This is a genomic window from Vibrio sp. N418, assembly GCF_000222565.1.
GTDB classification, from domain to species: Bacteria; Pseudomonadota; Gammaproteobacteria; order Enterobacterales; family Vibrionaceae; genus Vibrio; species Vibrio scophthalmi.
This window is the reverse complement of record NZ_AFWD01000056.1, coordinates 69031-91333: the sequence shown is the minus strand read 5'-3', so window position 1 is coordinate 91333 and position 22303 is coordinate 69031. Positions and strand designations below refer to the sequence as shown.

General features: G+C 46.6%; 18 protein-coding genes and 1 pseudogene. 14 read left to right on the top strand and 5 right to left on the bottom strand.

Annotation, left to right across the window (positions count from 1 at the left end; translation table 11 throughout):
- Nucleotides 1-266: 266 nt before the first annotated feature.
- Nucleotides 267-1406, bottom strand: coding sequence for an acetylornithine deacetylase (argE, locus tag RH86_RS12335; protein WP_005593673.1), 1140 nt, complete (start codon nt 1404-1406; stop codon nt 267-269).
- 151 nt (nt 1407-1557) lie between these two features.
- On the opposite strand from argE, the gene argC reads away from it, so the two are divergent.
- The 4 genes and pseudogenes from argC to argH form a co-directional block, all read left to right on the top strand.
- Complete coding sequence (gene argC, locus RH86_RS12330; RefSeq protein ID WP_009386412.1) at nt 1558-2559, top strand: N-acetyl-gamma-glutamyl-phosphate reductase; 1002 nt, start codon at nt 1558-1560, stop codon at nt 2557-2559.
- Nucleotides 2560-2577: 18 nt separating this feature from the next.
- Nucleotides 2578-3372: an acetylglutamate kinase gene (argB, locus tag RH86_RS12325; RefSeq protein ID WP_009386411.1), complete on the top strand. Its 795-nt coding sequence runs from the start codon at nt 2578-2580 to the stop codon at nt 3370-3372.
- Nucleotides 3373-3427: 55 nt separating this feature from the next.
- The gene (locus tag RH86_RS12320; protein ID WP_009386410.1) at nt 3428-4642 is read left to right on the top strand and encodes an argininosuccinate synthase; all 1215 of its coding nucleotides are present in this window, start codon (nt 3428-3430) and stop codon (nt 4640-4642) included.
- A gap of 131 nt (nt 4643-4773) precedes the next feature.
- Nucleotides 4774-6141 (top strand): annotated as a pseudogene (gene argH / locus RH86_RS12315) (argininosuccinate lyase); the annotation flags it as partial.
- A gap of 441 nt (nt 6142-6582) precedes the next feature.
- On the opposite strand, the gene RH86_RS12310 reads toward argH, so the two are convergent.
- From RH86_RS12310 to RH86_RS12300, 3 genes are all read right to left on the bottom strand, one after another.
- A complete protein-coding gene (locus tag RH86_RS12310) occupies nt 6583-6831 on the bottom strand; it encodes a DUF3624 domain-containing protein (protein WP_009386408.1) in 249 nt (82 codons plus the stop codon).
- A 422-nt stretch (nt 6832-7253) separates the two neighbouring features.
- Nucleotides 7254-8726, bottom strand: a complete 1473-nt coding sequence (locus RH86_RS12305; protein ID WP_009386407.1) for a dihydrolipoyl dehydrogenase — start codon at nt 8724-8726, stop codon at nt 7254-7256.
- Between the two features lie 227 nt (nt 8727-8953).
- Nucleotides 8954-9682, bottom strand: a complete 729-nt coding sequence (locus RH86_RS12300; RefSeq protein WP_005595733.1) for a redoxin family protein — start codon at nt 9680-9682, stop codon at nt 8954-8956.
- Nucleotides 9683-9852: 170 nt separating this feature from the next.
- Between RH86_RS12300 and oxyR the strand changes: the two genes are divergently transcribed.
- Nucleotides 9853-10740 carry a DNA-binding transcriptional regulator OxyR gene (gene oxyR, locus RH86_RS12295; protein WP_005595730.1) on the top strand — a complete coding sequence of 296 codons (888 nt, stop codon included), beginning with the start codon at nt 9853-9855 and terminating at the stop codon, nt 10738-10740.
- An 81-nt stretch (nt 10741-10821) separates the two neighbouring features.
- Here oxyR and RH86_RS12290 read toward each other — a convergent pair whose 3' ends face one another.
- A complete protein-coding gene (locus RH86_RS12290) occupies nt 10822-13365 on the bottom strand; it encodes a penicillin-binding protein 1A (protein WP_038219642.1) in 2544 nt (847 codons plus the stop codon).
- A gap of 142 nt (nt 13366-13507) precedes the next feature.
- Between RH86_RS12290 and pilM the strand changes: the two genes are divergently transcribed.
- The 9 genes from pilM (at nt 13508) to RH86_RS12245 (ending at nt 22298) form a co-directional block, all read left to right on the top strand.
- Entirely contained in the window at nt 13508-14479 is a 972-nt protein-coding gene (pilM, locus tag RH86_RS12285; RefSeq protein WP_009386405.1) for a type IV pilus biogenesis protein PilM, read from the top strand.
- Complete coding sequence (locus RH86_RS12280) at nt 14469-15071, top strand: PilN domain-containing protein (protein WP_009386404.1); 603 nt, start codon at nt 14469-14471, stop codon at nt 15069-15071. The genes pilM and RH86_RS12280 overlap by 11 nt, the downstream gene beginning before the upstream one ends.
- A complete protein-coding gene (locus tag RH86_RS12275) occupies nt 15064-15654 on the top strand; it encodes a type 4a pilus biogenesis protein PilO (RefSeq protein ID WP_009386403.1) in 591 nt (196 codons plus the stop codon). Before RH86_RS12280 ends, RH86_RS12275 begins: the two co-directional genes overlap by 8 nt.
- Nucleotides 15641-16219 carry a pilus assembly protein PilP gene (locus RH86_RS12270; RefSeq protein WP_009386402.1) on the top strand — a complete coding sequence of 193 codons (579 nt, stop codon included), beginning with the start codon at nt 15641-15643 and terminating at the stop codon, nt 16217-16219. Before RH86_RS12275 ends, RH86_RS12270 begins: the two co-directional genes overlap by 14 nt.
- 29 nt (nt 16220-16248) lie before the next feature.
- On the top strand, nt 16249-17934 hold the full coding sequence (locus RH86_RS12265) for a type IV pilus secretin PilQ (protein WP_038219656.1): 1686 nt from the start codon (nt 16249-16251) through the stop codon (nt 17932-17934).
- A 164-nt stretch (nt 17935-18098) separates the two neighbouring features.
- Complete coding sequence (aroK, locus tag RH86_RS12260; protein ID WP_005597180.1) at nt 18099-18617, top strand: shikimate kinase AroK; 519 nt, start codon at nt 18099-18101, stop codon at nt 18615-18617.
- Between the two features lie 30 nt (nt 18618-18647).
- A complete protein-coding gene (aroB, locus tag RH86_RS12255; protein ID WP_009386400.1) occupies nt 18648-19751 on the top strand; it encodes a 3-dehydroquinate synthase in 1104 nt (367 codons plus the stop codon).
- A gap of 95 nt (nt 19752-19846) precedes the next feature.
- Nucleotides 19847-21319, top strand: coding sequence for an SPOR domain-containing protein (locus RH86_RS12250; RefSeq protein ID WP_009386399.1), 1473 nt, complete (start codon nt 19847-19849; stop codon nt 21317-21319).
- 124 nt (nt 21320-21443) lie between these two features.
- Nucleotides 21444-22298 (top strand): Dam family site-specific DNA-(adenine-N6)-methyltransferase, encoded by an 855-nt coding sequence (locus RH86_RS12245; protein WP_009386398.1) that lies wholly within the window; start codon nt 21444-21446, stop codon nt 22296-22298.
- Nucleotides 22299-22303 lie beyond the last annotated feature (5 nt).

Genomic DNA, 22303 nt, shown 5'->3' with positions numbered 1-22303 from the left:
AATCTAGCTAAAAATATCGTGTCGAGTCAATTGCCACAGCATAAGTTTGCGAAAATTGTGCAATAGAATGAGAAGAAAGGGTTGAACACAATTTGGTCTAAATTACTGAAAATTTATTACAAATGGTCATTATCCGACAACTATTTGTACGAGTGCTAATTGGCTGACTACACCAGTTTACGAATTATTAACCAGTGGCAATATACCTCTTTCGTCGCTCGAGAAAAGCGGGGAGATCCCCGCCTTTGATATTGAGTTAGGTTATTTTAGTCAAAGCAATATTGATGGATCGCCTTACTCAAAATATTGATGGTCGGGTCAATAAACTCGAAAGCAAGAAACTCATCCGGCTGGTGAGCCTGTTCGATTGAGCCAGGCCCGAGTACCAGTGTTGGGCAAAGTTGGCTTAAAAAAGGTGCTTCAGTGCAGTAGTTAACGGTTTGCGATGGGGTTTGGCATAGCTGTTCCATACCGGCAACGAAAGGATGGCTGTGCTCGCATTCAAATCCCGGCACTGCATCATGCAAAGGTGTCACCTCAATCCGATTTGGCCATTTGGCTTGTACTTCTTTTAGCGCGCCGCGCAACATGTTGTCGAGGCCATCTAAACTGATCCCCGGTAGTGGGCGCACATCATAATGCAGTTCGCAGCAGCCACAGATACGGTTGGCACTGTCGCCACCATGGATATGACCAAGGTTGAGCGTTGGGCTTGGGATAGCAAAGCCTGGGTGGTGATATTCCTTGATGAGCCTGTCGCGCAGTTGCATTAGGGCAAATAGCACTTCATGCATAATTTCAATCGCGTTGACCCCCAGCGCAGGATCAGACGAGTGACCTGATTTACCTGTTACGCGCACTGCATTGGCAACATGCCCTTTGTGGCCGCGAATCGGCACTAAGCTGGTCGGCTCGCCAATAATGCAGTAGTCCGGTTTGAAAGGGGCGTTATCGGTAAAGTGCTTCGCGCCGAGCATGGAGGTTTCTTCATCGCAAGTTGCCAAAATATAGACGGGCTTGGTTTGCTTGCTCCAATCTATTTTCTTGACCGCTTCGATAATAAAGGCGAAGAACCCTTTCATATCCGCGGTGCCTAGACCATAAAAACGGTTATTGGCTTCGGTCAGCGCATGAGGTTCAAAATTCCAGCGACCCTCATCAAAAGGCACGGTATCGCTGTGGCCTGCCAGCAGCAAACCGCCTTCGCCTTGACCTTTCTTAGCGATTAGGTTGAATTTCCCTGCTGCCGCTTCGACCATTTCAACCTCAAAGCCAACATCTTTAAGCCATGTCGCCAATTTTTCGATAACGAGCTGGTTGCCTTCATCCCAACTCGGATCCGAAGAACTGATAGAGGAGGTTGAAATTAGGCCACTGTAGACCTCTTTAAAACTCGGTAATTGCATTTTATCTTCGTTTCCCTGTTGACAGAATCACACTAAGAAGGTAAAAACATATTAAATCATTTTTAATGAATAAAAAATCATTAATGAGCGTTTGAAATAGTTTTTTAGTCACCTTATGGGTGACCAATATTAAAGAAATGGATGTCTTGAAATGCTGAAAACGACCATCATAGGTGCAACAGGTTATACCGGAGCTGAGCTGGCACTGATGGTGTATAAACACCCAGAGCTTACGCTAGCAGGTTTATATGTCTCCGCCAATAGTGCCGATGCAGGAAAACCTATCTCATCACTCCATGGCAAACTGGCGGGTTTGGTTGACGATAAAGTTCAGCCATTAACCGATGTTGCTGAAGTGGCTAAAAACGCGGATGTAATTTTTTTGGCTACCGCACATGAAGTGAGCCATGACCTTGCCCCTGAATTGCTTAAGCATGGTTGTCAGGTATTTGATTTATCCGGTGCCTTTCGTGTTAAGAAACAAGGCTTTTACCCAGAATTCTACGGCTTTGAACATCAACATGAATCCTTGCTCGATGGTGCAGCGTATGGCCTTGCAGAATGGGCGGTCGATGAGATCAAACAAAGCCAACTAATTGCGGTTCCGGGTTGTTACCCAACGGCTTCACAATTGGCGATCAAGCCACTTGTCGATGCCGGTCTTATCGATACCAATCAATGGCCAGTAATCAATGCCACCAGTGGTGCAACGGGTGCCGGTCGTAAAGCGACGCTTAACAACAGTTTTTGCGAAGTGAGCTTGCAAGCTTACGGCGTATTCTCTCACCGTCATCAACCGGAAATTTCATCACACCTTGGTTGTGATGTGATTTTCACGCCGCATCTGGGCAATTTTAAGCGCGGTATTTTTGCCACCATTACCATGAAGCTAAAAGCGGGTGTCAGTGATGAACAAGTGGCACAAGTTTACCAAGCGGCTTATCAAGACAAGTTAGCAGTTCGTTTGGTTGAGGGCGTGCCTAAGTTGCAAAACGTTCAGTTTACTCCTTTTTGTGATATCGGCTGGAAAGTGCAAGGTGAACACATTATCACTTGCGCAGCGATTGATAACTTACTCAAAGGTGCATCGAGTCAAGCGATGCAGTGTTTGAACATCCATTACGGATACCCTGAGTTAACCGCGCTGATTTAATCAGTGCAAGGAATGGTTATGACAGATAACAAGCAAACTCCATTAGTGATTAAACTCGGCGGCGCAGCCTTGTCTTGTACTAAAACGCTTAGCCAACTGTTTGGTGCTATTGCTCACTACCAAGCTCAAGCTCAGCGCCCAATCGTGATTGTTCACGGTGGTGGTTACTTAGTTGATGAGTTGATGGCGAAGCTGCAACTGAAAACAGTCAAGAAGCAGGGTTTACGCGTAACGCCTTACGATCAAATCCCACTGATTGCGGGTGCATTGGCAGGCACGGCGAATAAACAGTTACAAGGGCAAGCGATCAAAGATGGTTTGCAAGCCGTTGGTCTGTGTTTAGCGGATGGCGGTTTGTGCCAAGTCGTTGAACTCGACCCTGAGTTGGGTGCGGTGGGTAAAGCTTCACCGGGTGACTCTGCAGTACTGCAAGCGATTCTTGCTGCTGGTGCATTGCCGATTATTAGCTCTATTGGTTTGACCCAAGATGGCCAGCTGATGAATGTCAATGCAGACCAAGCGGCAGTGGCCGTCGCGGGGGCATTAGATGCAGAGTTGGTGTTGCTCTCCGATGTGAGTGGCGTGTTAGATGGAAAAGGGCATTTGCTATCGAGTTTGGATGAGCAAACCGCCAATAAACTAATTGAAGGCCAAGTGATTACCGATGGCATGATCGTCAAAGTGAAAGCGGCGCTTGAAGCAGCCAATGATCTTGGACGACCTATCGAAGTCGCCACTTGGCGTTACCCAGAAAAATTAGCCGAGCTTTTTGCTGGCAAAAGTATCGGCACACAATTTTTGCCGCAGTCATAAATAACAAGGATTAATGCTTAAGCACAGGATGCCGCTTAGGCTTGGAGAGTTGAACATGAGTAAAGTAAACGTAAATAAAGTAGTGGTTGCCTATTCAGGTGGTCTGGATACCTCAGTGATCATCCCATGGCTAAAAGAGAACTATGACTGTGAAGTGGTCGCTTTTGTGGCTGATGTTGGTCAAGGCTTCTACGAGCTTGAAGGGATTGAAGCAAAAGCGATCGCGTCAGGTGCTTCAGAATGTTACGTGGTTGACCTAAAAGAAGAGATGGTTGCTGACTACATCTTCCCAACCCTGAAAACCGGTGCTTGCTACGAAGGCAAATACCTCCTAGGTACGTCAATGGCACGTCCAATCATTGCCAAAGCACAGGTTGAAATTGCACGTAAAGTTGGCGCAGACGCTTTGTGCCACGGTTGTACCGGTAAAGGTAACGACCAAATCCGTTTTGAAGGCGCCTTTGCCGCTCTTGCTCCGGATCTAGCGGTCATTGCTCCTTGGCGTGAGTGGGATCTGGTGAGCCGTGAAGAGTGTCTTGATTACCTTGAAGCGCGTAACATCCCTTGTTCTGCTTCAATCACTAAAATTTATTCACGTGATGCGAACGCATGGCACCTTTCAACGGAAGGTGGCGTACTAGAAGATACATGGAACGCAACCAATGCTGATTGTTGGGCTTGGACAACCGATCCTGAGCAAGCGCCAAACGAAGCGGAATATGTATCACTGAAGATTGAAAAAGGTGAAGTGGTTGCGGTTGATGGTGAAGCGATGACGCCATACAACGCGCTAGTTTACCTAAACGATAAAGGTGCAAAACACGGTGTTGGTCGTATTGATATCGTAGAAAACCGTCTAGTGGGCATGAAGTCTCGTGGCTGTTATGAAACTCCGGGTGGCACTATCATCATGGAAGCACTGCGTGCGGTTGAGCAGCTCGTACTGGATAAAACCTCGTTTGAGTTCCGTGAAGAATTGGGTGTAAAAGCATCACATCTTGTATACGATGGTCGTTGGTTCACACCACTTTGTAAGTCGATTCTCGCCGCAGCAGAAGAGCTAGCACAGGATGTTAACGGTGAAGTTGTGGTGAAACTTTATAAAGGCCAAGCGGTTGTTACGCAAAAACGTTCAGACAACAGCCTGTACAACGAAGAGTTTGCAACCTTTGGCGCTGATGAAGTTTACGACCAAAGTCATGCTGGCGGCTTTATCCGTCTGTACTCACTATCAAGCAGAATCAGAGCGCTAAACGCCGCGAAAAAATAGTGAGAGGTTACCAATCTGACGAGTAAATTTATTATCCGTCAGATTGTCATAAGCTCGGCGGAGTCCGAGCAGCCAAATTTGGATCTAGCCATCTTTTTGGTTAGATCCTTTGATTATTCAGGAGAGATGCAATGGCACTATGGGGCGGTAGATTTACCCAAGCAGCAGATACCCGTTTTAAAGATTTCAATGATTCCCTTCGTTTCGATTACCGCTTAGCGGTGCAAGATATTGTCGGCTCTATTGCATGGTCAAAAGCATTGGTGACGGTTAATGTCCTTTCCCAACAAGAGCAACAGCAGTTAGAGCTTGCTCTAACCGAACTAAAAGCCAGTGTTGAAGATAATCCAAAACAAATTTTAACCTCGGATGCAGAAGATATTCACTCATGGGTTGAGCAGCAACTGATTGCCAAAGTGGGTGATTTGGGTAAAAAACTGCATACCGGCCGTTCACGTAACGATCAGGTCGCGACCGATTTGAAATTGTGGTGTCGTGAACAAGCAGAAGTACTGCTCAGTGCACTAGAGCAGCTGCAACAGCAAATGGTTAAGGTAGCGCAGGCGCACCAAAGCACCGTATTACCGGGCTATACTCATCTACAACGCGCTCAGCCGGTGACGTTTGCGCATTGGTGTTTGGCGTATGTAGAAATGTTTGAGCGTGACCATTCACGCCTTAAAGATGCGGCTGAACGTTTAAATACTTGCCCACTGGGCTCAGGCGCACTTGCCGGTACGGCTTACCCAATGGATCGTGAGCACATCGCACACAACCTTGGTTTTAGCCGCGCGACACGTAACTCGTTAGATTCCGTTTCTGATCGTGACCATGTATTAGAACTGATGTCGGTGGCGTCGATTTCAATGTTGCACCTTTCTCGTTTGGCTGAAGACATGATCTTCTACAACTCAGGTGAAGCGAATTTCATTGAATTAGCTGATACGGTGACATCGGGTTCATCGTTGATGCCGCAAAAGAAAAACCCAGACGCGCTAGAATTGATTCGCGGCAAAACGGGTCGTGTGTATGGTTCGCTGGCAGGCATGATGATGACAGTTAAAGCCTTGCCATTGGCCTATAACAAAGACATGCAAGAAGACAAGGAAGGGCTATTTGATGCGCTTGATACTTGGTTTGATTGTATCGTGATGGCGGCACTGTGTTTTGACGGTATTAAAGTCAACGCAGAACGCACATTGGAAGCGGCGCAACAAGGCTATGCCAACGCAACAGAACTGGCCGATTACCTGGTTGCCAAAGGCATTCCATTCCGTGAAGCGCACCATATTGTTGGCGTTGCAGTGGTAGGGGCGATTGAAAAAGGCAGTGCATTGGAGGAGTTATCTTTGGCTGAGCTAAAAGCATTCTCTCCAGTGATCGAAGAAGATGTCTATGCCATTCTGACCATTGAGTCTTGTTTAGCGAAGCGTAATGCGCTCGGCGGCGTCGCTCCTGAGCAGGTCGCTTTTGCCGTAGAGCAAGCGCAGGCGCGTTTAAAGTAATACCATTCGCCTGAATGGCTACTGACAAGGTACTAATGGCTTGCGTAAGCTTATGATTTTATTTTGATTGAAAGAAAGATCAAAAAAGATCGAGAAAAAATTGAACCATCAGGAAAAAGCCCGGTCTATATGAATACCACTGCTTTTTCTTAGATGAATCTAAGAGAGCCCCGAAGTCTAGTATTGATTTCGGGGCTTTTTTCTTTCCCCCTGCCTAATTGAAGCCACAACGTCGTTAACCTGCATTCGAAAACCTCATCACATAGTCGATCTATGTTCAGAGGCTTTTCTCACTTGATTGCCTAGCTGTGATTCCAATTAGTTTGGGGGGAATTTTTGAGTATTAAATAGAAGCTGCTGCCTAATTGAAGCCACAGCGTCGTTAACCTGCTAACCCTTAGCTCAATTGATAATTTAATGCCTTGTCATCACAGACTATTTTCTTTTGGTCGATCGCAAAGGAATCACCACCCAGCGCATCCAAAAATGCAGTATCAGTAAGCCACTAAAGCTCGCTATCGCGCCTAACAAGGCGATAGATTCGATGCTTTTCGGCGTATCTCTAAATGCTAGCCACCAGATTGCGCTAGCGATGATCGACAGCCCTGTTAATTGGTAAACACAGCGCATGCAGCGGCCAATTTTTTTCCAAAACCAGTTTTGTTGGCAGTATGAGCAAGCCATAGAGGTTGAGCGCCTACGAAATCAAAAGGGGAGGGCGCTATTGTAGTCCTAACTGGTCACTTTTGACTAATTACAGCTTATGCAATGCAGTGATGATCAAAAATGAAAAGTAATCTTGGTGATAAATTCGTAGCACGTCATTGGTGTACCTTTACTGCTGTAAAAATAATCAAAACAAGCTTTGCTCGCAAATCAGCGAGACAAGGTGAGGAGAAGTAAAGTGACGACAGAATTAAAAGCCGCCTTAGTGATGGGTTCAATCTGGTTTGTGATTGGTGCAACGGCCATCGTGACTGTTAGCTTGCATGCCATGCATTAATGCTCGCGCATTGATATTAGATAAAACAAAGCCTCGCAATTGCGAGGCTTTTTTTATTCCCGATGTTTTGTTCCCGATGTTTTGTGGCGAGAAGGCGTTATGATTAACAGCCAGGGCCGCAATCTAGGCAGTGCTTGATCATCTCAGGACCTAGATTTAGTTTTGCGTTTAGGTCACGTAGTGCAGTACGAACCCCTTCTTCAATCACTGGATGGTAGAAAGGCATATCGAGCATTTCTGATACCGTCATTTTGTTCTGGTGCGCCCATGCTAATAGGTGCGCTAAGTGCTCAGCATTTGGTCCCATCATCTCGGCACCAAGGAAGCGACCTGTACCTTGCTCACCATAAACATGCAGTAAGCCTTTGTTACGTAGCATAACGCGTGAACGACCTTGGTTCTCAAATGAGACTTCACCAATAGCGAAACAACCACAAGTGCCTAGGCGAGCTTCGATTTGCTTACGCGTTTCACCGACCATCGCAATTTGCGGGTCAGAGAAAACCGCTGAAATCACTGAGCGGCGCAGACCTGCTCGCATATCAGGGAAGCGACCAGCATTGTCACCAGCAATTCGCGCTTGGTCAGCCGCTTCATGCAATAGCGGAATCTGGTTACTTGCATCACCTGCAATAAAGATGCTTTTCACAGATGTTTGCAGTGTGTAGTAATCCGCCGTTGGCACGCCACGCTCATCTAACTCAAGCGAGGTCTTTTCAATATCCAGCTTATCGACATTTGGACGACGACCCGTTGCCGCCAACACATAATCAACCACGAAGGTTTCGAGCTCTCCAGCATGATTGATAAATTGAATTTCAACCTTGTCTGCTTCGCTTTCATTGGTTGCCGCAATGCGTTTCATACTTTCTACTTGCACGTTTGGATCAAGATAGAATTCTTCTTGGAACGCTTTGGTTGCGTAAGCCATCACTTCTGGATCCGTCAGCGGACCGACTTGACCACCAAGGCCAAAGACTTTCACTTTTACGCCTAAGCGGTGCAGCGCTTGGCCCAGTTCAAGACCGATCACGCCCGGGCCAAATACTGCCACTGATTCTGGTAGATCATCCCAATCAAATACGTCATCGTTAATCACAAGGCGATCACCAAGTTCATTCCAAACCGCAGGGTAAGCAGGGCGAGAGCCTGTCGCAATCACAATGCGATCTGCTTTAATGATGGTGTGGTCATCAACCATGAGCGTGTTGTTATCGATAAATTTAGCAAAGCCTGCCACTTTATCTTGTGCTGGGATCTCATCCACCCCTTCAAGCACAAAACCAACAAAGCGGTCACGTTCGCGTTTAACTCGATCCATTACTTCACGACCATTGATGATGATTTCGCCTTGAGGATGAATACCAAAGCCCGGCGCTTTTTCGATCTGGTGAACACTTTCAGCTGCCGCAATCAGCAGCTTTGATGGCATGCAACCCACACGTGCGCAAGTTGTGCCGTAAGGGCCACCTTCAATCATGACCACGCTATCAGTATGTGCTTTCGCTGCACGATAAGCACCAAGACCAGCCGTACCACCGCCGATAACGGCAACATCAACAGTTAATTGTTTCATAATGGATTCTCGCATTTAGTTCTCTACCGATAGTTGAACCGATTAGAGAGAAATTTATTTCGTTAATCTATTTCATTAAATCTAGATAAATAGAGACCCTTCGATAAGGATTGCTACTTATCTAGATTGGAATTCAGGTTTGTTGGGAGTAAATCCCAGACCATTGAGGTCTGGGATAATGATAGGCCAATCATCGCGGGTGATGACTTGCCTATCAGACTAAGAGATTAGCCTAGGTATGTTTCTAGCTCTTCGCTACCACCGATGTGTTTACCACCGATGAAGACTTGAGGAACCGTCGTGCGGCCAGAAATAGCACGTAGACTTACTGTTGTAGCGTCTTTACCTAGTACCACTTCTTCATAGTTCAGACCTTTATCAATCAGGTTCTGTTTCGCTTTCATACAGAAAGGACAGCCAGGTTTAGTAAATACCGTGATTGACTCTTGCTCTTTGTGCTCAGGTGCAATGTAGTTCAACATTGTGTCAGCATCAGAAACTTTGAACGGGTCGCCTGGTACGTCTTCTTCGATAAACATTTTTTCTACCACGCCGTTTTTAACCAGCATGCTGTAGCGCCATGAACGTTTACCAAAACCTAGGTCGTTTTTATCAACTAGCATACCCATGCCGTCTGTGAAATCACCATTACCATCTGGGATGAAGGTGATGTTTTCCGCTTCTTGGTCTGCTTTCCATGCGTTCATTACAAACGTGTCGTTTACTGATACACATAGAATGTCATCTACGCCATTCTCTTTGAATACAGAGTAAAGCTCGTTGTAACGAGGTAAGTGGCTTGAAGAACACGTTGGTGTAAATGCACCTGGTAAGCTAAATACGATTACCGTTTTGTTTTTGAATAGTTCGTCAGTAGTTACGTTAACCCATGCATCACCTTGGCGAGTTGGGAAAGTAACTTGTGGTACCGCTTGACCTTCTTTAGATGCAAACATAATTGTTTCCTTAATAATTGGATAATTCGGTTCAGAGCTTAATCTTTTTTGCCGCTCTGTTTCGTTTTGTTGAGCCCATTATTATAAAAAACCTTTGATAGCTCTAATCGTTTGATGCTATGGTTTTGATAGTTAATTCCTATTAAATCTATTTGTACGGGATTTAGATAATGAATATTCGTGATTTTGAGTACCTTGTTGCATTGGCTCAACATAAGCATTTCCGCAAAGCCGCCGAGGCTTGCTATGTGAGCCAGCCTACCTTGAGCGGGCAAATTCGTAAGCTAGAAGACGAGTTAGGTACGACTCTACTAGAGCGTAGCAGTCGTCGAGTACTGTTCACCGATGCCGGATTGCAGTTGGTCGAGCAAGCCAAAAAAATTCTCAGCGAGATAAAATTATTTCGTGATATGGCCAGCGATCAAAGTGGTGCAATGACTGGCCCAATGCACATTGGTTTTATTCCTACCGTTGGGCCGTATATTCTGCCGCGTATCGTGCCAACCTTAAAAGAGCAGTTTCCAGAATTGGAACTTTACCTGCATGAAGCGCAAACACAGCAGTTGGTGCGTCAGTTAGAAGAAGGTAAGTTGGATTGTTTGGTATTGGCTTCGGTTGCAGAGACGGCGCAATTCAAAGAGATTGAAGTGTACAGTGAGCCACTGAGTGTGGCGGTGCCTTGTGATCACGAATGGGCACAACTTGATGAAATCGATATGCTAGAGCTCAATGGTCGCACGGTTTTGGCTTTGGGTGATGGCCACTGCCTACGCGATCAAGCATTGGGTTTTTGCTTTGCCGCAGGGGCAAAAGATGACGAACGCTTCAAAGCGACCAGTCTAGAAACCCTGCGTAATATGGTGGCCGCAGGTGGCGGTATTACGTTGCTGCCACAATTAGCGACACCGAAAGAAAAACAGAAAGATGGCGTCTGCTACGTGCGTGCAGTCAATCCCGAGCCGACGCGCAGTATTGTAGTGGCTTACCGTGCAGGTTCGCCATTTAAAGCGCGCTTTGAGCAATTGGCGGCGACGATTAAAGAAAAACTGTGCCTATAGCATCTTATGAGTAGATAAAAAAAGGCTGACGAAATATCGTCAGCCTTTTTGTTTATCGCTACTTAGCCAGTGAAATGCAGCTTAGAATAACCCTTCACTTTCATCACTGGTGTAGATGGTGTCGGTGAGTTCTTCGGAGACATACTCAGTCGGCTGGTGGCCTTCGCGGAAGTATTCAAACATTGAACTGCCATCAAATTTGTTGGTGAGTAGGCCTGAGTCACGGTCGATACGAATACGGACAATCCCTTCTGGAATGGCTTTTTCTTTCTCAGGGGAGAGAGAAAGCGCTGTACGCATAAAGTCAATCCACGCAGGTTGTGCTGTTTTCGCACCCGCTTCAGCACCAGTGATCTGGTCTTTGCCTAGATTCGCATTGCGAGTGGTGCGGCCTAACTTGCGGCTATGATCATCAAAACCAACCCAAGCGACAGCAACCACACCCGGGCCATAACCGTTGTACCATGCATCTTTTGAATCGTTTGTGGTACCGGTTTTGCCGCCAATGTCGCGACGTTCCAATTTTTGACCACGCCAACCAGTCCCGTTCCAGCCTGTGCCTTCGCGCCAGTTACCGCCACCCCAAATATTGCTGTACATCATTTCACGCACTAAGAATGCCGACTGTTCAGAGATCACTTGTGGTGCATATTGTGGCTCTTGCGCCACCGCCTCACCGTTAGCATCTAGCTCAGTTTCCAGCGCAATATCTTGCTCATTGAAATCATTCGCCGTTGGGTTGATTTCAGGACAATCTTGCTGACAAATCTGTTTTGGTGTTGCTTGGTACTCGATATCACCGTATGGGCCAGCAATATGATCAATGTAGAAAGGTTCTACGTAGTAACCACCATTGGCAAATACCGAGTAGCCTTGTGCCATCTTCATCGGTGTTAAGCTACCAGCACCCAATGCAATGGTTTCAGAACGTGGTACTTCATTAATATCAAAACCAAAACGAGTGAGGTATTGGCGTGTTTCGTCTAAGCCCACTTCACGTAAGACACGAACGGCCATAACGTTTTTCGACTGTGCGAGACCAACACGTAAACGAGTAGGGCCCACGTAAGTTGGTGGTGAGTTCTTTGGACGCCACGCGGTGCCTTGGCTCTTATCCCACTGGTTGATCGGCGCGTCATTGATCAGGGTTGCTAGAGTTAGACCCTTATCAATTGCTGCAGAGTAGATGAATGGTTTGATACTTGAACCAACCTGACGGACAGACATGGTTGCACGGTTAAATTTGTTGTGGACGAAGTTAAAGCCACCCACCAACGAAAGTACCGCACCATCTTCAGGGTTCATGGCAATAAACGCGGTGTTTGCATTTGGCACTTGGCTTAGTTGCCAATGGTAAACCACATCGCCTTTTTCTTGCTGAGTTTCGATTTCACGTACCCAGATTTGCTCGCCTGCGGCCAGAATATCGCTGGCTTTATTCGGCGCAGCACCTTGGCGTTCGTCAGTTCGGAATTGACGCGCCCACTTTAAACCATCCCAAGTTAGAGTGGTTTCGCCTTCACGTTTGATCACGACAGTCGCTGTTTTGCCTTCCACCTTAGTGACAACTGCCGGGATCAGTTCACCGTAGGTAGGAACGTTTTTCAGCGTTTTCTCGATCTCTGCCAGTGACATTGGCGTTGCATCTGGTTTCCACAACACTTTTTCTGCACCGCGATAGCCATGACGCTCATCGTAGGAGAATAAGTTGTTGATTGCGGCGGTATTAGCGGCATTTTGTAGCTTTGAATTGACGGTGGTATAAACGTTCATACCCGAGGTGTAAGCCTCTTCACCGTAGCGTTCAACCATCCATGCACGTGCAAGCTCGGCCACATATGGCGCGCTTAACTCAATTTCCGCACCATGGTAGCGCGATAGAATCGTTTCTGAGCGTGCCTGGTCGTACTCTTCTTGAGTGATGTATTTCTCTTCCAACATGCGCATCAGAACCACGTTACGACGGTTGGTTGCACGTTCAACGGAATAAATAGGGTTCATGGTTGATGGTGCTTTTGGCATGCCCGCTAATGTCGCAATCTCACTTAGAGTCAGATCTTTAAGATCTTTACCGAAATAGACACGAGCAGCAGCGCCAAAGCCGTATGAACGGTGACCTAAGAAGATCTTATTGACATACAGCTCCATGATCTCTTGCTTAGTCAGCAATTGCTCAATGTGAATCGCAATAAAGATCTCTTTAATCTTACGCATGATTTTCTTCTCGTTAGACAAGAAGAAGTTACGTGCGAGCTGCTGAGTAATGGTACTCGCACCTTGCTTGGCAGAGCCTGACATCATAACCACGATAGCGGCACGCGTGATACCAATTGGGTCAATACCAGGATGGTCGTAGAAACGGCTATCTTCGGTCGCGATAAGAGCTTCCACCAAGTGAGGTGGGATCTCATCATATTTGACTGGGATACGACGCTTTTCACCAAACTGAGAAATCAGTTTGCCGTCTTGACTGTACACTTGCATTGGCGTTTGCAGTTTCACGTCTCGTAAAGTCGCTACATCTGGTAGCTCTGGCTTCACGTAAAGGTAGAAACCGAAAATTGTTCCCACTCCAAGAATCATGCAAACCAATGTGAAAATGAGCAATCGCTTTATGAACTTCACCGGATATTCCCTGATTGATTGGGCTAACTAGACCCGCGCCTAGTAACCTTAGCTAACAATTTAGCCTGCGTTTATTTTGTGCTCCAAGTGTCGGTGCATATGCTGTTTACGCACATTGAACCGACACTTGGAGCACAGCGAAATGAGTTTTTCATCTATCACTGGCATTGATATCGGTCACTACAGCATTAAAGCCGTCGTTCTCAAGCCAGTAAAAGGCACTCTCACGCTCTCGGCTTATCGAGAGTTGACAGTGGAGCAGAGTATTGTCTCCGATAACCACCTATTAAGTTATCAGGAAATTGTAAATAAACTAAAACAACTAAGGAAGTCTTTACCGTTTTTTAGTCATAAAGTTGCATTGTCGCTACCTGACAATGCGGTCATTACCAAGCAGGTGCATATCGATAAAGGCTTATCTCCTCAAGAAAGGGATTATGCCATCATCGAGGCTTTTTCTCACCAGTCACCTTTGGAGCTCGATGAGCTCTCTCTCGACTATTGCCAATTAAACGCTGAAAAAGAATCCCATCCTTCGCACTTGATACAAGTGTATGCGACAAAAAAAGAACTGGTTGAGAACCGTCAGCGTATCTGCCGTAAGGCGGGCTTACGGCCAGTGTTATTTGAGGTACATGCGCACAGCTTAGTAAGGTTATGGCAAGCGGCATCACAACGAACTCAACGAGATCATTGGTTACTGATCGATGTCGGCCACACTCATTGCATTATGGTGATGGATCTTGTCGAGCCATTACCATTGACCAAAATACTGCCGATCGGTACTGCAACGGGTGCTGAATTTTTTGAGCAATTTATCGAGCGTATTGAGCGTCATTTACCCTTGATTGGCGCGATGAGCGCCGTCAATTTGGCAGGGATTTGGCTCACGGGGGGAGGCGCAAATAAACAAGGGCTAGCAGAGTCGCTGTCGCATCGATTGAATCTTGCGTGTGAATTGCTCGACCCTTTGAGCTTATTTTCTGCAGATCAAGAGCCAGTAGAAACGCTACCAATGTCATCGGCGCTAACCGTGCCAGGCTACTGTTTTTCTGCTGCGGTTGGTTTAGCACTCCTTGGCCGAGATTGGCAGGAGAAAAACCATGCTTGCTAGTATTAATTTGTTGCCGTGGCGAGAGCAGCGCCGCCGCGATCACGCTCAGCGCTTTTTCATTCTATTGGCGCTTAGTGTGCTGGTCAGTGGCTTGATTCAATATTCGTTGAGTTGGTCTCTCACCGATCAACAAACCGAGCAGCAACGGCGTTTGGATTTATTACAGCGCTACAGTCAGCAATTGGATGCCCGTTTAAGCCAATGGCAGACGCTTGAGCAGCGACATGAAATGATTCTTGGCCGGTTGAGCGTTATTGAATCACTGCAAGTGCAGCGCAGTAAAATGACTCAGTTGATGAATGTGTTACCGCCGTTGATTCCCGAAGAGGTCTATGTTGATCACGCTTCTATTTCTGGGCAGCAAGTGGTGATGAGCGGCATCAGTGAAACCACCTCACATTTGGCCACCATGCTTAACCGCTTAGAGCAGGCCATTGGACTGAGTGAGGTGGAAATGCATTCGATCGTGCATGACAAGCGACGTTTCGGCCAAAAATTTCAGACCTTTCATGTCTCTTTTTCTTTTACTCCGCAACTTGATACACCATCGCAACGCAGTAGCAATATGCTTAACGAGGGCAAGTATGATTGATTATCGCGAATTGGATATTGAAGAGTTGCTTCAATGGCCGCTCTCGGTGCAACTGTTATTGCTGCTGACGCTGATCGCCGCACTTCAAGTGGGCGGTTATTGGTGGTCTATTAAAGGTGAGATGTTGCAACTGACACAGCTTAAACAGCAAGAGCAGAACAGATTAAAAAACATCCAGAGCAAAGTGAGCCAATTAGCGAACAAGCCTCATTTATTGCCTCAGTTCGATGAGGTGTCACAGCGCTATGCCGAGCTGACTCACCAGTTTGTGCAAGAGAACGAATTAGCCACGATGTTGGCGGCAGTCAATGAGCAAGGTTTGCAAAACAATCTCACATTCAGTCGTATTGATTGGGGCAAACAAGAGTCTCAGGCCTTCTATGTTCGCTTGCCTCTTGAGTTTGAACTTACCGGGCGGTATCACGATATTGGCCGTTTTTCACAGGCAATCGCGGCGTTATCTCCGATGATTAATGTCGTCGATGTGAGTTGGCAACGGGTCAGTCCAACTAGCCAAAAGTTGCATTTGCGAGCGCGTGCTTTTAGCTACCAATTGAAGTCGCCGGTGAATGATGAAAACTAACCTCTGGCGAATAGCGGTGATCAGCACTCTGTTATTAGTGGGTTGCCGAGCGCATCAAGCCTCTTTAGAACATTTACGCGAACCGATTCAATCACCACCACCTGATGTTGATGGCGAAGCTTGGAAAGTGAAATCCCTCAATCTGCCAAAGACCCATATTGAAGAGTCGCTTGTCGTCTATCTCGCCTATTCATCACGCGATCCATTTAGTTTGCCTCCCATCGCTTTGTTGGCCGAATCACCCTTGTCGTTAAAAGCGTGTTGGCAGCCGAAAGCAACAACGATTCAGCATGAGTTGCAGCGTTATCCTCTGGAACAATTGCATCTCAAAGGCATGATCAGTCGTGATGCTCAACACACCGCCCTGTTGCAAACCCCGAATGGTAAAGTTATCGCCGTCGCCGAAGGGCAGCCTGTGGGTGTCAACTATGGTCGCGTGATGAGAGTCTCCGCCACACAGATTGAAATCAACGAAAGCTTGCCCGATGGATTGGGCTGTTGGAAGCGGCGTGAGGTCAAACTGGTGTTACAGCAACCCAGCTTAGATATTGAGAAGAGTAAATGATTCAAGGATGGAAGGTGACTAATCAAAAGATGATGAGGTGCTTACAGGTTATCTGCGTTGTTATCGTTGCCCTGCTCACGGCGCAGCCCCAAGCTTGGTCGATGAGTAATCAACTGCTTTCGGTTGATTTTCGTTTGGATGACACGAACCGCGGCAAAGTGATGTTGCAGCTTAGCAGCGATCAACTCGCGTTGGATATTCAGGAGGAGTCACAAGGTTTGGTGATAGAGCTGTTTGATACCTCGGTTGATGATGCGCTTTTATCACGCTTTGATGTGGCTGACTTCGGCAACAATGTTCAAACCATGGAGGTGTTTCGCTTGGACGACCGCGTGCGGGTGCACATTCAAATTGAGGGCCGCTTTGCTTATCAGCATACTCTTGATGGCGGTCTGTTAGAGTTAGTGGTCACCGAGGCTGAAAGCGAGGAAAAACACGACCTGAGTATGCTGGGCAAAGCCTCTGCCAATAAGATCGCGATTAATTTTCAAGACATTTCGGTGCGCAATGTCTTGCAGTTGATTGCTGAATATAATGATTTTAATTTAGTCGTGTCAGATGCGGTGACTGGCAATCTCACCTTGCGACTGGATGATGTGCCGTGGCCACAAGTGCTAGACATTATCTTGCAAGTTAAAGGGTTAGATAAACGAATCGAAGGTAATGTCGTTCTGGTGGCACCAAAAGCAGAATTCGATCTGCGTGAGCAGCAACGATTAGAGAATGCCCGTATGGCAGAGCAATTAAGCGAGTTGCATTCTGACATCATTGCCGTCAATTTTGCTAATGCCAGTGACATTGCAGAGATGATTGGCGGCGGTGGCGCCATCAGTATGCTGTCTGATCGCGGTTCGATTACCGTTGATGAGCGCACCAATGCGTTACTCATTCGCGATTTGCCAAGCCATATTGAGATGGTTCGCAGCGTGGTGAGTTCGCTTGATGTCCCAGTTAAGCAAGTACAGATAGAAGCGCGCATTGTCACGGTAAACCAAGGCAGTTTGGATGAGCTTGGGGTGCGTTGGAGCTTAAATTCAACCACCGGCAACCTTGGCGCTACGCTAGAGGGCAATCTCAATCAGCGAGACTCGGATGGTCTGTTATCGCCAGGGGATAACATTGATGACTTTCTCAATGTTAATTTAGCCGCCACCGCGGGTCATTCATCCAGTCTTGCGTTCCAAGTGGCTAAGTTAGGCTCCTCAACCTTGTTGGATTTAGAACTGTCGGCACTGCAAAGTGAATCGAAAGCAGAGGTCATTTCTAGCCCACGCTTGATCACCACCAATAAAAAACCAGCCTATATTGAGCAGGGCACGGATATTCCTTTCCTTGAATCCACCTCAAGTGGTGCCAGCAGTGTTTCATTTAAAAAAGCGGTGTTGAGTTTAAAAGTCACACCACAAATTACGCCTGATAACCGATTGATTCTTGATTTGAGCGTGACCCAAGATCGACCGGGCGAAGTGGTCAAAGTAGGTACGGGAGAGGCGGTGTCGATTAATACTCAACGTATTGGTACACAAGTATTAGTTGATAACGGGGAGACCATCGTGCTGGGCGGGATATATCAACACAGTGTGACCGATACTGTCGATAAAGTTCCTCTGCTTGGTGACATCCCATATTTAGGCGCGCTGTTTCGTCGTAGCTACCAACGAATGGGCAAAAGTGAGCTGCTGATTTTCGTCACTCCCAAAGTTGTTATGCAGTAATTGGAAAAATAAATTTGCATTAGATCCTCCTTACCCTGATAATTTCGGGTCTTATCACGAATTATCGGTGAGGAATCGGTGCCACAAGCATCTTCAATGTCAGGAACTTCCTGGCCCTTCTTGTGGCGATGTCATTGAATTAACGTTGTAAATTACTGCTAAACATGGCTGAGAAACGCAATATTTTCCTTGTTGGCCCGATGGGCGCCGGCAAAAGTACAATTGGTAGACACCTTGCTCAACAACTTCATATGGAGTTTGTTGATTCAGATACTGTTATTGAAGAACGCACTGGTGCCGATATCGCATGGGTATTCGACGTAGAAGGCGAAGCTGGCTTCCGCGATCGTGAAGAGAAAGTGATTAACGACCTAACCGAAGAGCAAGGCATCGTACTTGCAACAGGTGGTGGTTCGATCATGAGTAAAGAAAACCGTAACCGTCTTTCTGCTCGCGGTATCGTTGTTTACCTAGAAACAACTATTGAAAAACAACTTGCACGTACAAACCGTGACAAGAAACGTCCTCTGCTACAGACTGACAGCCCTCGTGAGGTGCTAGAAGCATTAGCTGGTGAACGTAACCCACTATACGATGAAATTGCGGATTACACTGTACGTACGGATGATCAAAGTGCAAAAGTGGTAGCCAATCAGATCGTAAAAATGCTAGAAGAGAGTTAAGAACCACTTAACTCAAATTGGAGCATACCCATGGAACGGATTACGGTCAGCTTAGATGAACGTAGCTATCCAATCTCAATTGGTGCCGGATTATTCAATGATCCGGCCCACCTTTCTTTTCTTTCTTGCGTAAATAGTTCGGCAAAACAAAAAGTCGTGGTGATCAGTAATGTCACGGTAGCCCCTCTATACGCAAAAAAAATCCTCTCTTTGCTTGAACTGCAAGGTTGCCAAGTTTCTCTACTTGAACTGCCTGACGGTGAGCAATACAAAACTCTCGATACATTCAACACCGTAATGAGCTATCTGCTGGAAGGGAATTACAGCCGAGATGTGGTGATCGTAGCTTTAGGTGGTGGTGTGATTGGTGACTTAGTCGGTTTTGCGGCTTCATGTTACCAACGAGGCGTGGATTTTATTCAAATTCCAACCACCTTACTTTCTCAGGTTGATTCGTCAGTCGGTGGCAAAACAGCAGTGAATCACCCGTTGGGTAAGAACATGATTGGTGCCTTTTACCAACCAAAAGCGGTGGTGATTGATACTGATTGTTTACGCACATTACCAGAACGTGAATTTGCCGCCGGTATGGCAGAAGTCATCAAGTACGGCATCATTTATGATGGCGAATTTTTTGCTTGGCTAGAGAGCAACCTCGACAAATTGTACGCCTTAGATGAGCAAGCTTTAAGCTATGCGATCGCTCGTTGTTGCCAAATTAAAGCCGAAGTTGTCGCGCAAGATGAGAAAGAATCTGGAATTCGTGCGTTGCTGAATCTAGGTCATACTTTTGGTCATGCGATTGAAGCTGAACTGGGGTATGGTAATTGGTTACATGGTGAAGCGGTATCGTCTGGCACTGTGATGGCGGCGAAAACGGCGCAATTGCAAGGGCTGATCAGCCAAGAGCAGTTAGAGCGCATTATCGCTCTATTACAACAAGCCAAATTACCGGTGCACACTCCAGAAAGTATGTCGTTTGACGATTTTATCAAGCATATGATGCGCGATAAAAAAGTGCTCGCTGGTGAGCTTCGTCTGGTATTGCCAACCAGTGTTGGCAGTGCCGAGGTTGTCAAAGGCGTTCCGGAAACCATCATTGAGCAAGCCATCGATTTTGGTCGTGGTATTTAATGACGATATAAAGTGAGGCGATAGGCGAAATGACGAACGAGTTAAATCGCCTCTCGTGTGACTGAGTAATATCGATCTAACGGTTTAGGTAGGGTATGAGTTTTACACATCAATCCAGAATTCTGGAACTCGATAGCCAAATTGAGTTATTGGAGCGTTTGCAATTGCTGACGCATTTTAACTCTAATTTTGTCTGTGTTTCTGGCGTAAGTGGCGCTGGTAAAACATGGTTAGCTCAGCGCTATCTCGAAGCCTGGGCTGATGATAAAAACCAAGCGTTATTGATGTGTCACCCCAATCAAAATGATGAACAGCATCGAACGACGATACTGACGCAAGTTTTGTCTGAACCGTTATTTAATCCCGCTGATAACTTAGCGGAAAGTTTTAGTCGTTGCATGGCGCACGAGCCGTGTGATGTCGTGATTGTCGTTGATAACGCCCATCTACTCAGTGAGACATTGGTCTCGGAGTTGTGGCTACTGGCATTGCAAGCACAGCACCAGAGTCGTTGGACTCTTAATATCATCCTCTTTGCAGAGCCAAAGCGATTGGATAGCGTGTTAACTCGTCTGAGTCGTGGCCAAGAATTTCAGCCGGTTGATTTAGACATCGAGCCGCTCACTTCACAAGAAGCGGGGCGGTTTTTTGAACAGTTGGTGGTTCGATTTGTCGAAGATGACATGGAAAGACGCGTGCGTAATGCATATCGCACTGCTGCTCGTCGTCCGGGCGTGATTATGGCATTAGGGGAACAGAAAGTGGAAAAACGGATTATTGTTCGCTCAATTGTGGGCTCACCATTTAATATCGCTTTAGTGGTGTTGGTGTTATTAGCGCTGATTTCTGGCGGCTATTGGTGGATGATGAGTCAGCCAACCCCAGGTGAAACAGCAGAGAAAATCACCAGTCAACTTGAACAAACGGTGATTCCAACCATTAATCAACCGGATGCAACAGTGAGTGATGCCGATGAAAGTATCGCCGTGGATAACCGCGATGAAACGGAGTCTGAGCTGAGCGTTGATCCTGCCTTTTCTGGCGCCGAAGATGATTCAGCGGCCTTACCTCCGGAAGTGGTCGACATGCCACAAAGCGTTGGTGTGATTGAAGATAACTCTCAGCGCGTTGTGATCACCTCTGAAGTCGTCGATGCGCTGATAGAGAGTGAATCTGAGCAAGTGGACACCAGCAATATTGAACAAGTGGTCGATGACTCGCGTGTGGAAGTGCCCGTGGTGAGCGAAGCACCCGCGAAGATCAGTTTCTCTTTCGCTAAAGATGAATTAAACAGCTTTTCTCCGCGTAGCTATACTTTGCAATTGGCCGCGGTGAATAACTTAGCGGAAGCGCAAAATTTTCTGAATCGTTACGATCTGGATGACAAAGTGTATGTCTACCCAGCGCTACGTAGCGGCGTTGAGTGGTATATTATTACTTATGATAATTTCCCAACCATCCAACTAGCGCGTGATGCGGTAGTACAATTGCCTGAAGCACTACAAAAACTGAGTCCTTGGGCGAAATCGCTCAATCAAGTTCAGCGTGAAATCGCTCGTACTAACTAGTTCGAGATAGGCTGAGTCGCTTTCTGCTCACTCAGCCGAATTGAGTACGCCAATCGCTTTGGGTATGGCGTGAAATATGTTACATTCCGCACCCTTAATTTGTGGTTGATAAATAGAGCAGTCAATGAAAAAGCAGCGTGCCTTCCTTAAATGGGCTGGTGGAAAATACGGATTAGTTGAAGACATTCAGCGTCATCTGCCTGAAGCACGCAAGTTGGTAGAACCGTTTGTTGGTGCAGGTTCGGTTTTTCTCAATACCGACTATGATCAATATCTGCTCGCGGACATCAATCCTGATTTGATTAATCTCTACAATCTTCTCAAAGAAAGCCCAGAAGATTATATCAGCGAAGCGAAACGTTGGTTTATTGCCGAAAACAACCGCAAAGAATTTTACTTAGATGTACGCGCACAGTTTAACCAAACTGATGACGTGATGTATCGCTCACTCGCTTTTCTCTATATGAACCGTTTTGGTTTTAATGGCTTATGCCGTTACAACAAAAAAGGCGGCTTCAACGTGCCATTTGGTTCGTACAAAAAACCTTACTTCCCAGAAAAAGAGTTGGAATTTTTCGCAGAGAAAGCGAAGAAAGCGACTTTTGTTTGTGAAGGCTACCAAGAGACTTTTAAACGCGCGCGTAAAGGCAGCGTGGTTTATTGTGATCCTCCTTATGCGCCACTTTCAACCACGGCAAACTTTACCTCGTATGCAGGCAATGGTTTTTCGTTAGACGATCAAGCTGCGCTGGCCAATGTTGCTGAAACGGCGGCAAAACAACGCGGTATTCCGGTTCTCATTTCTAACCATGATACGACCTTAACTCGTCGTCTCTATCATGGAGCTGAATTGAATGTGGTGAAGGTTAAACGCACCATCAGCCGCAATGGTGCCGGTCGCAATAAAGTCGATGAGCTGCTCGCTTTATTCCGTGCTGAGAACCCTTGTGAAACCGAAACCGGTCGCAACGGCGAATAAGCCCA

Coding starts and splice junctions, on each gene's coding strand:
- argE (WP_005593673.1), bottom strand. CDS start 1,406: ATGCAATTACCGAGTTTTAAAGAGGTCTACAGTGGCCTAATTTCAACC.
- argC (WP_009386412.1), top strand. CDS start 1,558: ATGCTGAAAACGACCATCATAGGTGCAACAGGTTATACCGGAGCTGAG.
- argB (WP_009386411.1), top strand. CDS start 2,578: ATGACAGATAACAAGCAAACTCCATTAGTGATTAAACTCGGCGGCGCA.
- RH86_RS12320 (WP_009386410.1), top strand. CDS start 3,428: ATGAGTAAAGTAAACGTAAATAAAGTAGTGGTTGCCTATTCAGGTGGT.
- RH86_RS12310 (WP_009386408.1), bottom strand. CDS start 6,831: ATGGCTTGCTCATACTGCCAACAAAACTGGTTTTGGAAAAAAATTGGC.
- RH86_RS12305 (WP_009386407.1), bottom strand. CDS start 8,726: ATGAAACAATTAACTGTTGATGTTGCCGTTATCGGCGGTGGTACGGCT.
- RH86_RS12300 (WP_005595733.1), bottom strand. CDS start 9,682: ATGTTTGCATCTAAAGAAGGTCAAGCGGTACCACAAGTTACTTTCCCA.
- oxyR (WP_005595730.1), top strand. CDS start 9,853: ATGAATATTCGTGATTTTGAGTACCTTGTTGCATTGGCTCAACATAAG.
- pilM (WP_009386405.1), top strand. CDS start 13,508: ATGAGTTTTTCATCTATCACTGGCATTGATATCGGTCACTACAGCATT.
- RH86_RS12280 (WP_009386404.1), top strand. CDS start 14,469: ATGCTTGCTAGTATTAATTTGTTGCCGTGGCGAGAGCAGCGCCGCCGC.
- RH86_RS12275 (WP_009386403.1), top strand. CDS start 15,064: ATGATTGATTATCGCGAATTGGATATTGAAGAGTTGCTTCAATGGCCG.
- RH86_RS12270 (WP_009386402.1), top strand. CDS start 15,641: ATGATGAAAACTAACCTCTGGCGAATAGCGGTGATCAGCACTCTGTTA.
- RH86_RS12265 (WP_038219656.1), top strand. CDS start 16,249: ATGATGAGGTGCTTACAGGTTATCTGCGTTGTTATCGTTGCCCTGCTC.
- aroK (WP_005597180.1), top strand. CDS start 18,099: ATGGCTGAGAAACGCAATATTTTCCTTGTTGGCCCGATGGGCGCCGGC.
- aroB (WP_009386400.1), top strand. CDS start 18,648: ATGGAACGGATTACGGTCAGCTTAGATGAACGTAGCTATCCAATCTCA.
- RH86_RS12250 (WP_009386399.1), top strand. CDS start 19,847: ATGAGTTTTACACATCAATCCAGAATTCTGGAACTCGATAGCCAAATT.
- RH86_RS12245 (WP_009386398.1), top strand. CDS start 21,444: ATGAAAAAGCAGCGTGCCTTCCTTAAATGGGCTGGTGGAAAATACGGA.